This window comes from Pseudomonas sp. SDO55104_S430, assembly GCF_054070595.1.
In genome coordinates this window covers 1-9,617 of record NZ_JBSVXG010000214.1, presented here as the reverse complement: position 1 = coordinate 9,617, position 9,617 = coordinate 1, and the positions used below count along the sequence as shown (strand labels likewise).

At 62.9% G+C, this 9,617-nt stretch carries 11 protein-coding genes; 10 read left to right on the top strand and 1 reads right to left on the bottom strand.

The window, feature by feature from the left end; genetic code table 11:
* Positions 1–361: 361 nt before the first annotated feature.
* From mdcA to madM, 9 genes are all read left to right on the top strand, one after another.
* Complete coding sequence (gene mdcA, locus ACW9JE_RS25180; RefSeq protein ID WP_175376665.1) at positions 362–2,032, top strand: malonate decarboxylase subunit alpha; 1,671 nt, start codon at positions 362–364, stop codon at positions 2,030–2,032.
* Positions 2,033–2,908 (top strand): triphosphoribosyl-dephospho-CoA synthase, encoded by an 876-nt coding sequence (locus ACW9JE_RS25175; RefSeq protein WP_457434273.1) that lies wholly within the window; start codon positions 2,033–2,035, stop codon positions 2,906–2,908.
* Positions 2,908–3,207 carry a malonate decarboxylase subunit delta gene (locus ACW9JE_RS25170; RefSeq protein ID WP_457434272.1) on the top strand — a complete coding sequence of 100 codons (300 nt, stop codon included), beginning with the start codon at positions 2,908–2,910 and terminating at the stop codon, positions 3,205–3,207. The genes ACW9JE_RS25175 and ACW9JE_RS25170 overlap by 1 nt, the downstream gene beginning before the upstream one ends.
* Positions 3,200–4,051, top strand: a complete 852-nt coding sequence (locus ACW9JE_RS25165; protein ID WP_457434271.1) for a biotin-independent malonate decarboxylase subunit beta — start codon at positions 3,200–3,202, stop codon at positions 4,049–4,051. The genes ACW9JE_RS25170 and ACW9JE_RS25165 overlap by 8 nt, the downstream gene beginning before the upstream one ends.
* Positions 4,048–4,851, top strand: a complete 804-nt coding sequence (mdcE, locus tag ACW9JE_RS25160; protein ID WP_457434269.1) for a biotin-independent malonate decarboxylase subunit gamma — start codon at positions 4,048–4,050, stop codon at positions 4,849–4,851. Before ACW9JE_RS25165 ends, mdcE begins: the two co-directional genes overlap by 4 nt.
* On the top strand, positions 4,845–5,465 hold the full coding sequence (locus ACW9JE_RS25155; RefSeq protein WP_457434268.1) for a malonate decarboxylase holo-ACP synthase: 621 nt from the start codon (positions 4,845–4,847) through the stop codon (positions 5,463–5,465). Before mdcE ends, ACW9JE_RS25155 begins: the two co-directional genes overlap by 7 nt.
* Entirely contained in the window at positions 5,462–6,373 is a 912-nt protein-coding gene (gene mdcH / locus ACW9JE_RS25150; protein WP_457434267.1) for a malonate decarboxylase subunit epsilon, read from the top strand. Before ACW9JE_RS25155 ends, mdcH begins: the two co-directional genes overlap by 4 nt.
* Before the next feature lie 65 nt (positions 6,374–6,438).
* The gene (gene madL, locus ACW9JE_RS25145; RefSeq protein WP_224538818.1) at positions 6,439–6,855 is read left to right on the top strand and encodes a malonate transporter subunit MadL; all 417 of its coding nucleotides are present in this window, start codon (positions 6,439–6,441) and stop codon (positions 6,853–6,855) included.
* A 1-nt stretch (position 6,856) separates the two neighbouring features.
* Positions 6,857–7,621: a malonate transporter subunit MadM gene (gene madM / locus ACW9JE_RS25140; RefSeq protein WP_224538820.1), complete on the top strand. Its 765-nt coding sequence runs from the start codon at positions 6,857–6,859 to the stop codon at positions 7,619–7,621.
* 119 nt (positions 7,622–7,740) lie between these two features.
* On the opposite strand, the gene ACW9JE_RS25135 is transcribed toward madM, so the two are convergent.
* On the bottom strand, positions 7,741–8,655 hold the full coding sequence (locus ACW9JE_RS25135; protein WP_224537837.1) for a LysR family transcriptional regulator: 915 nt from the start codon (positions 8,653–8,655) through the stop codon (positions 7,741–7,743).
* Positions 8,656–8,917: 262 nt separating this feature from the next.
* Here ACW9JE_RS25135 and trhA point away from each other — a divergent pair, with 262 nt between their 5' ends.
* A complete protein-coding gene (gene trhA, locus ACW9JE_RS25130; protein ID WP_457434266.1) occupies positions 8,918–9,535 on the top strand; it encodes a PAQR family membrane homeostasis protein TrhA in 618 nt (205 codons plus the stop codon).
* The last annotated feature ends 82 nt before the right edge of the window (positions 9,536–9,617 follow it).

Here is a 9,617-nt window from a genome sequence, read left to right as displayed (position 1 = left end):
CTCCCACAGTTATTTGGGTTGTTTTCAAATTTTTTGTACACCCACAAACCCTGTGGGAGCGGGCTTGCCCGCGAAGAGGCCGGTGGCTTCAACATCTTCATTACCTGACACCCCGCCACTGTAGGAGCTGCCGAAGGCTGCGATCTTTTGATCTTGAAAATCAGAAGATCGCAGCCTCGTTTCACTCGACAGCTCCTACAGGAGGATCGCCACAGATCTTTTGTGGGAGCGAGCCTGCTCGCGATGGCGTCAGTTCGGGCAACTATTACTCTGACCGTAACGATCCACCACGCTGCTTGATTGATGCCCCCACCCAACACTCCTAAGGTGACCCCCACGACAGCGAACCCGTGGAGTGGTCATGACAACAACAATATCCCCCGACTCGCGATGGACGCGGCGGCGCAGTGAGAAGCAGCGGCGGCTTGAGCAGGTCAAGGGCCTGGCTGATGGTGTGGTGCTGCCCACCGAGAACATTGTGGCGGCGCTCGAGGCGCTGATCCTGCCGGGCGATCGTGTGGTGCTGGAGGGCAACAACCAGAAGCAGGCGGATTTCCTTTCCCGCTCGCTGGTCAAGGCCGATCCGGCCAAGCTTCATGACCTGCACATGATCATGCCCAGCGTCGGGCGGGCCGAGCATCTGGACCTGTTCGAGCGCGGTATTGCCCGCAAGCTCGACTTCTCCTTCGCCGGGACCCAGAGCCTGCGCATCAGCCAGTTGCTCGAAGACGGGCTGCTGGAAATCGGTGCGATCCATACCTACATCGAACTCTACGCCCGGCTGGTGGTGGACCTGATCCCCAACGTCGTGCTCTCGGCCGGTTTCATGGCCGACCGCGCCGGCAACATCTACACAGGCCCCAGCACCGAAGACACTCCTGCATTGATCGAACCGGCCGCCTTCAGCGACGGCATCGTCATCGTCCAGGTCAACCAGCTGGTGGACGACGTCACCGACCTGCCACGGGTCGACATTCCCGCCTCCTGGGTCGATTTCGTGGTGGTGGCCGACAAGCCGTTCTACATCGAGCCGCTGTTCACCCGCGACCCTCGCCACATCAAGCCGGTGCACGTGCTGATGGCGATGATGGCGATTCGCGGGATCTACGAAAAACACAACGTCCAGTCCCTGAACCACGGCATCGGTTTCAATACCGCCGCCATCGAACTGATCCTGCCGACCTACGGCGAATCCCTGGGCCTGAAGGGCAAGATCTGCCGCAACTGGACCCTCAATCCGCACCCGACCCTGATCCCGGCCATCGAAAGTGGTTGGGTCGAAAGCGTGCATTGCTTCGGCACCGAACTGGGGATGGAAAACTACATCGCCGCCCGCCCTGACGTGTTCTTCACCGGGCGCGATGGCTCCCTGCGTTCCAACCGGATGTTCAGCCAGCTGGCCGGGCAATACGCCGTGGACCTGTTCATCGGCGCCACCCTGCAGGTCGATGGCGACGGTCATTCCTCCACCGTGACCCGTGGCCGCCTGGCCGGTTTCGGTGGCGCGCCGAACATGGGCCACGATCCGCGCGGTCGTCGTCACGGCACGCCGGCCTGGCTCGACATGCGCCACACCGACTCGGCCGAACCGATGCTCGAGCGCGGCAAGAAGCTCGTAGTGCAAATGGTCGAGACCTTCCAGGAAGGCGGCAAACCGACCTTCGTCGAGACCCTCGATGCCATCGACGTGGCGAAGAAGAGCGGCATGCCCCTGGCGCCGATCATGGTCTACGGCGACGACGTCACCCACCTGCTGACCGAAGAAGGCATCGCCTACCTGTACAAGGCCCGCTCGCTGGAAGAGCGTCAGGCGATGATCGCCGCCGTCGCCGGGGTGACCGCCATCGGCTTGCGGCACAACCCGAAAGACACCGCGCGCATGCGCCGCGAAGGCCTGATCGCCTTGCCCGAAGACCTCGGTATCCGCCGCACCGACGCCACCCGCGAACTGCTCGCCGCGAAAAGCGTGGCCGATCTGGTGGAGTGGTCCGGTGGTCTCTACAACCCGCCCGCCAAGTTCAGGAGCTGGTAAATGCACGCATTCAACCTGCAACCCAAACCCGTCAGCCTGGCCGAACGCCTGGCGGACCTGGCGGTGGACGCGCTGATCGACGAAGCAGACCTGTCGCCCAAACCTGCTCTGGTCGACCGTCGCGGCAGTGGCGCCCATACCGATCTGCACCTGGGGCTGATGCACGCCTCGGCGCTGGCCCTGTGGCCGGCGTTCAAGGAAATGGCCGAGGCCGCCATCGAGATCGGCGAAATCGGTCTGCCGCTGCGCGAAGCCATCGGCCTGATTGGTCGTGAAGGCGAACAGGCAATGCTCGCCACCACCGACGGCGTGAACACTCACCGAGGCGCGATCTGGGCCTTGGGCCTGTTGGTCGCAGCCGTCGCCCTCGAACCAAAATCCAGCGCTGCCGGTTCCATCGCATTACGCGCCGCTCGCTTGGCGCTGCTTGAAGATCGCCACGCACCACGCCCGCTCAGCCACGGCGCACAAGTCGCTCAGCGCTACGGCGCACGCGGTGCCCGTGAAGAAGCCCAGCTCGGCTTCCCGTCGGTGATCGAACGCGCCCTGCCGCAACTCAAGCGCAGCCGCGCCGCCGGCAACGGCGAACAGAACGCCCGGCTCGATGCGCTGCTGGCGATCATGACCCGGCTGGCCGACACCTGCGTGCTCTACCGCGCCGGCGAAGAAGGCTTGCAGACCATGCAGCGCGGCGCCCAGGCGGTACTCGATGCAGGCGGCAGTGCCAGCCTCACCGGCCGTCGTCGGCTGCATGAGCTGGACCAACAATTAATCGCTTTGAATGCCTCGCCCGGTGGTGCTGCCGACCTGCTCGCAGCCTGCCTGTTCATCGACCGTATCGAGTCGGGCGACAGCCTCATCCAGGGAGCTTTCTGATGGAAACCTTATCCTTTGAATTCCCCGCCGGGCAGCCGCCACGCGGACGCACGCTGGTCGGTTGCGTCGGCTCCGGCGATCTGGAAGTGCTGATCCAACCGGGCCAACCCGGCAAGCTGACCATCACCGTGCAGACCTCGGTCAACGGCAGCGAGCAGCGCTGGCAGCATCTATTTTCACGGATGTTCGACGGTCAGACGCCGTCGGCGATGGACATTGATATCCACGATTTCGGCGCCACCCCGGGTGTGGTGCGTCTGCGCCTGGAACAGGGCTTCGAGGAGATCGCTCATGGCTGACAGCACCGCGTTGCTCAACAAACACAGCTTCATCGAACTCGGTGCGCGGCAGCGGGCAAAAGCCCTGCTGGATATCGGCACCTTTCGCGAATTGCTCGACCCTTTCCAGCGTGTCATGTCGCCATGGCTGGCGCGTCAGGGCGTGGTGCCGCAGGCCGATGATGGCGTGGTGATCGCCAAGGGCAGCATCGACGGTCAGCCGGTGGTCATCGCCGCCATCGAAGGCGCTTTCCAGGGCGGCAGTCTCGGTGAGGTGGGCGGTGCGAAAATGGCCGGCGCGCTTGAACTGGCCGCCGAAGATAACCGCAAGGGCATCCCGACCCGCGCCATCCTGCTGCTGGAAACCGGTGGCGTGCGCTTGCAGGAAGCCAACCTTGGCCTGGCGGCGATTGCCGATATCCACGCAGCGATCGTCGATCTGCGCCAGTACCAACCGGTGGTGGGTGTGATCGCCGGCAGCGTCGGTTGCTTTGGCGGCATGTCGATCGCCGCCGGGTTGTGCAGTTATCTGGTAGTGACCCAGGAGGCGCGTCTGGGCCTGAACGGTCCGCAGGTGATCGAACAGGAAGCCGGGCTCGAAGAATACGACTCCCGCGACCGGCCCTTCATCTGGAGTCTGACCGGTGGCGAGCAGCGCTTCGCCACCGGGCTGGTGGACCGTTACGCCGAGGACGACGTGGCGCATATCCGTCAACAGGTCGGCGAGTTGTTCAAGCAAGGTTTGCCGACGCAGCAACGCAGCGCTCAGGCCGATCTCTTTCTGCAACGGCTGGCTCAGCTCAACGCCGAACCGCAAATCGAACCGGCCACGGTTCGCGACCTGTATCAAGGAGCGCGCTCATGAGTTCGTATTCCCTCCGGGGCCTGCACTGGTTCAACGCTCTGGCTGCCGAAGCCAAGGCGGTCGACGGCTTGCCGACTTCATTGAAAGTGGCCGATGGAATTCTGGGCGATCAAGCCGTGCGCTTTATCGCTGTGGTGGCCGACCCCGACAATCGCTTCGCCCGCGCTCGCAATGGCGAGGTCGGCCTGCTTGAAGGCTGGGGCTTGGCCAAGGCGGTGGATGAAGTCATCACGGCTGACAAGGACAAACCGAATAAACGCGCATTGATCGCCATCGTCGACGTACCGAGCCAGGCCTATGGCCGTCGCGAAGAAGCGCTCGGCATTCATCAGGCGCTGGCGGCTGCTGCGGACAGTTACGCCCGCGCTCGTCTGGCCGGGCATGCGGTGATCGGCCTGCTGGTGGGCAAGGCGATGTCCGGGGCGTTTCTGGCTCACGGCTATCAGTCTAATCGGCTGATCGCTCTGCGTGATCCGGGGGTGATGGTGCATGCCATGGGCAAAGCCTCGGCGGCGCGGGTGACTTTGCGCAGTATCGAAGAACTGGAAACTCTGGCCGCCAGCGTGCCGCCGATGGCCTATGACATCGACAGCTATGCCAGCCTCGGGCTGCTCTGGGAAACCCTGTCGGTGGAACAGATCGAAGCCCCAACCGCCGCCGATGTGAGCCGCGTGACTGAATGCCTGTCGCAGGCGATCAACGATGTTGCCGGCAACGGCCGAGACTTGAGCAGTCGTCTGGGCGCCAGCAACCGCGCGGCCTCCAGCCACGTTCGCCAACTGTTGAGAGAGCAGTGGTGAGCACGCTCATGGCCCACGACCTGCTCTGGGGCATGTCCCCGGAGCAGCTGCCAGCGGACGCGCCTGCCTGGGTGATCGACTCGCTCAGTGCCGGCCAGCCGGTGGTGGTGCGTCGTGCGGTTTCGGCGGCGGGGCAGGTGGCGGTCGGCGTGCGTGGACGGTTGCGTGAGCAGCGCTACGCGGCGTCGATGGCGATTGGATCGGTGTCGCGTCGGGTGCAGCCTGAAGCGCTGTGCCATGTCGATAGCTTGCGGGATCTCCCGGCGCTTCGGGCACTGAAACAACTGCGTCCACTGCTCGACGGCTGCGGTTGGGTGTGGGGTGTCAGTGGCAGCGCCGGGTTCGAATTGGCCAGCGGTTTTGAAGCGTTGCATGAAGGCAGCGATCTGGATTTGATCCTGCGCACACCGCAGCCTTTGTCTCGTGTTCAGGCTCGTGCGCTGGTGGCTCAACTCGATGCGGCGCAGTGCGTGGTGGACATGCAGTTGCAGACGCCGTTCGGCGCTGTGGCCTTGCGTGAGTGGGCCGGTGCTTCGAGTCGCGTGCTGCTGAAAAATGCCAGCCAGGCCTGTTTGGTGATTGATCCGTGGAACCCGCAGGAGCAAGCAGCGTGAGCAGCTTGCTGGTGTTCCCGGGTCAGGGCGCGCAGCAGCCAGGCATGCTTCAGCGCGTGTCCGGCGAAACCCTGATCGAGGCCAGCGATGTGCTCGGTGAGGACGTCTCGCGGCTGGATTCTGCGCAAGCGTTGCAATCGACCCGCGCGGTGCAGCTCTGCCTGCTGATCGCCGGTGTGGCGGCGGCGCGGCAGCTGGCGATGCCGGCGGATTACGTCGCCGGCCTGTCCATCGGTGCCTACCCGGCAGCAGTTGTTGCCGGGACTCTGGATTTCAGCGATGCGCTGCATCTGGTCAGCCTGCGCGGTGAACTGATGCAGCAGGCTTATCCTCAGGGCTATGGCATGACGGCGATCACGGGTCTGGAACTGGCGACGGTAGAAGCTTTGCTGGCGCAGGTTCACAGCGATGCTTCGCCGGTTTATCTGGCGAACATCAACGCCGATAACCAGGTGGTGATCGCCGGCAGCGACAGCGCTATGAAGGCGGTTGCCGATCTCGCAAGAAGCCGTGGCGCCGGCATGGCCAAACGGTTGGCGGTGAGTGTGCCGTCCCACTGTCCGCTGCTCGATGCACCTGCGAAAACCCTGGCCGAAGCCTTCGCCAGCGTGAAGCTGCAAACCCCGAAAATCGGCTACCTGAGTGGCAGCCGCGCACGGCCGATCATCAACCCCGAGGCCCTGCGCGACGACCTGGCTTTCAACATGTGCCGCGTGGTGGATTGGCGCGGCACGGTACAAAGCGCTTACGAGCGCGGCGTACGTCTACACATCGAACTGCCGCCCGGTGCGGTGCTGACCGGGCTGGCGCGCCGGGTGTTCGAGCAAGGCACCGTCATGGCGTTCGACGGTGCGCGACTCGATACCCTGCAGGCGCTGTTGCGTGAGGAGGGTAGCCGCCAACCCTAGACCACCGACTCAGGCCTTCGAACAACAAAAACAACATTCGACGATGCACTTTGAGGACAACAACAATGATTATTTACGGTGTGGCGCTGTTGGCGATTTGTACGCTGGCAGGAGTGATCATGGGTGACATGCTTGGCGTGTTGCTGGGCGTCAAATCCAACGTCGGCGGGGTCGGGATCGCGATGATCCTGCTGATCTGCGCTCGGCTGTGGATGCAAAAGCGCGGCGGCATGACCAAGGATTGCGAGATGGGCGTCGGCTTCTGGGGCGCCATGTACATTCCGGTGGTGGTGGCGATGGCCGCGCAGCAGAACGTGGTCACGGCCCTGCACGGCGGCCCGGTAGCGGTGCTGGCGGCGATCGGTTCGGTGGTGGTCTGCGGTTGCACGATTGCCCTGATCAGCCGCACTCACAAAGGTGAGCCGTTGCCTGAGGAACCGACCGAGTTATCGGTAGCTGCCACACCAGCAGGAGGCCGCTGATATGTGGGATCTCATCGAAAAAGGTCTGGAACACAACGGTCTGGTCACGGCGTTCGCCTTCGTCGGCGTGATCATGTGGGTGTCGGTGATTCTGTCGAAACGTCTGACATTCGGGCGCATCCACGGCTCGGCGATTGCCATCGTCATCGGCCTGGTCCTGGCCTGGGTAGGCGGTACCCTGACCGGCGGGCAAAAAGGCTTGGCCGATCTGACGCTGTTCTCCGGCATCGGCCTGATGGGCGGCGCCATGCTGCGGGACTTCGCCATCGTCGCCACGGCGTTCGAAGTGCAGGCTACCGAGGCGAAGAAAGCCGGGATGATCGGCGTGATCGCGCTGCTGCTGGGCACGGTGCTGCCGTTCATTGTCGGGGCCTGCATGGCCTGGGCGTTCGGTTATCGCGATGCGATCAGCATGACTACCATTGGCGCGGGAGCGGTGACTTACATCGTCGGCCCGGTGACGGGGGCGGCGATTGGTGCAACCTCTGATGTGATGGCGCTGTCGATTGCCACCGGCCTGATCAAGGCGATTCTGGTGATGGTCGGCACGCCGATGGCAGCGCGCTGGATGGGCCTGGACAATCCGCGTTCGGCGATGGTGTTCGGTGGTCTGGCCGGTACCGTGAGCGGTGTGACGGCAGGGCTGGCGGCGACGGATCGGCGGTTGGTGCCTTATGGGGCATTGACGGCGACTTTCCATACCGGGCTGGGCTGTTTGCTGGGGCCTTCGGTGCTTTACTTCATTGTTCGCGGGATTGTTGGGTAAGACCTGAAATCGCTATCGCGGGCAAGCCCGCTCCCACAGGTTTGGTGGTGTTCACATTATTTGTGTACGACGAAGAACCTTGTGGGAGCGGGCTTGCCCGCGATGCAGACGACTCGGTCTCAAACCTGCCGATTGGCATACATCCGACACTCCGCCAACAACGCCAGCAGATTCGGATCCCGCTCCTTGGCCTTGAGAAACACCACCCCAATGTGCTGCTGCAACCGGTACTGTTCCTGCAACGGAATCAGCTTCACCCGGTTCTCATACACCGCCGCAATCCTCCCCGGCAGCAACGCATAACCCACGCCCGAACTGACCATGCTCAGCAAGGTGAAGATGTCGTTGACCTGCATCGCCACCTTCGGCTCGAACCCCGCCTGGTTGAACACCCGATTGCCGTCCTGATGGGTGGCGAAGCCCTGGGTCAGGGTGATGAAGGTTTCGTCGCGCACCTCGGCCAGGTCCACTTCAGCGCGGTGGGCGAACTTCGAATCGGCCGGGGTGGCCAGGAAGATGTCGTCGGAAAACAACGGCAGGTGTTCCAGGTCCGGGTCGTTGATGCTGTCGTCCAGGGACACCAGGATCGCATCGACTTCCATGTTCTTGAGCTTGTAGAGCAGGTCGAAATTGGAGCCCAGGATCAGGTCGATGTTGAGTTCGCTGCGGCGGATCTTCAGGCCCATGATTAATTGCGGCACGGTCTTCACGGTCAGTGAATACAGCGAGCCCAGCTTGAAACGCTCGGCGGAAAACCCCGCGGCCTCGCGGGTCAGGCGCACGCTTTCGACCACGTCATGAATCAGCTTCTGCGCGCGCTCTTCCAGCACATAGGCACTTTCCAGCGGCGTCAGGTTGCGGCCTTCGTGCTTGAACAGCGGGCAGCGCAGGGCGCTTTCCAGAGAGTGGATCGCCCGGTGCACGCTGACGTTACTGGTCTGCAACTCGGCCGCGGCGCGGGCCAGATTGCCGGTACGCATGAAGGCCAGGAACACCTCGAGTTTTTTCAGGGTCAACTCTTCGTCGATCAACATGGGGTGGACTCTTTTTGGAATCTGTCGATTGTGCCCAATTCCGCTGTCCTGCGCCTGATCGTTCCCACGCTCTGCGTGGGAATGCCTCAACGGACGCTCTGCATTCGGCTCCTGAGGGGGCGTGGATTTGGAACGCGGAGCGTCCCGGGCTGCATTCCCACGCGGAGCGTGGGAACGATCGGGATCAAAAGATCGCGATGGACGGACATGTTGAGGATTTATGCTTGAGGCTGGCTGTAGCGAAATACGAGGTAGGTAAACGATGTATCACGGGGAAAAACTAAACGCCTGGACGCATCTGGTCGGGGCGATTGCGGCGTTTGTCGGGGGTGTGTGGCTGATCGTGGTCGCGAGCCTGGATGGCAGTGCGTGGAAGATCGTCAGCATGGCGATCTACGCCTTTACCTTGCTGGTGCTCTACAGCGCATCGACCGTGTACCACAGCGTGCGCGGGCGCAAGAAGGCGATCATGCAAAAGGTCGATCACTTTTCGATCTATCTGCTGATCGCCGGCAGCTACACGCCGTTCTGCCTGGTCACGCTGCGTGGGCCGTGGGGCTGGACGCTGTTCGGGATTGTCTGGGGGCTGGCGCTGATCGGCATCCTGCAGGAGATCAAACCGCGCTCGGAAGCGCGGGTGTTGTCGATCGTGATTTATGCGGTGATGGGCTGGATTGTGTTGGTGGCGGTCAAGCCGTTGCTCGCCGCGCTGGGCACTGCCGGTTTTACCTGGCTGGCGATGGGGGGCGTGCTGTACACCGTGGGCATCATCTTCTTTGCCCTCGGGGATCGGTTGCGGCATGCCCATGGGATCTGGCATCTGTTCGTGATTGCCGGGAGCCTGCTGCACTTTGTGGCGATCTGGTTCTATGTGTTGTGAACACAACCCCCTGTGGGAGCGGGGTTGTTCGGGAAAGGGGTGTGGTATTCCCCAGATACGTCGACTGACCCAGCCCCTTCAA

Excerpts from the sequence above, each read along its gene's own strand:
- ACW9JE_RS25170 (WP_457434272.1), top strand. The coding sequence starts at position 2,908 with ATGGAAACCTTATCCTTTGAATTCCCCGCCGGGCAGCCGCCACGCGGA.
- mdcA (WP_175376665.1), top strand. The coding sequence starts at position 362 with ATGACAACAACAATATCCCCCGACTCGCGATGGACGCGGCGGCGCAGT.
- ACW9JE_RS25175 (WP_457434273.1), top strand. The coding sequence starts at position 2,033 with ATGCACGCATTCAACCTGCAACCCAAACCCGTCAGCCTGGCCGAACGC.
- mdcE (WP_457434269.1), top strand. The coding sequence starts at position 4,048 with ATGAGTTCGTATTCCCTCCGGGGCCTGCACTGGTTCAACGCTCTGGCT.
- ACW9JE_RS25165 (WP_457434271.1), top strand. The coding sequence starts at position 3,200 with ATGGCTGACAGCACCGCGTTGCTCAACAAACACAGCTTCATCGAACTC.
- madL (WP_224538818.1), top strand. The coding sequence starts at position 6,439 with ATGATTATTTACGGTGTGGCGCTGTTGGCGATTTGTACGCTGGCAGGA.
- ACW9JE_RS25135 (WP_224537837.1), bottom strand. The coding sequence starts at position 8,655 with ATGTTGATCGACGAAGAGTTGACCCTGAAAAAACTCGAGGTGTTCCTG.
- madM (WP_224538820.1), top strand. The coding sequence starts at position 6,857 with ATGTGGGATCTCATCGAAAAAGGTCTGGAACACAACGGTCTGGTCACG.
- trhA (WP_457434266.1), top strand. The coding sequence starts at position 8,918 with ATGTATCACGGGGAAAAACTAAACGCCTGGACGCATCTGGTCGGGGCG.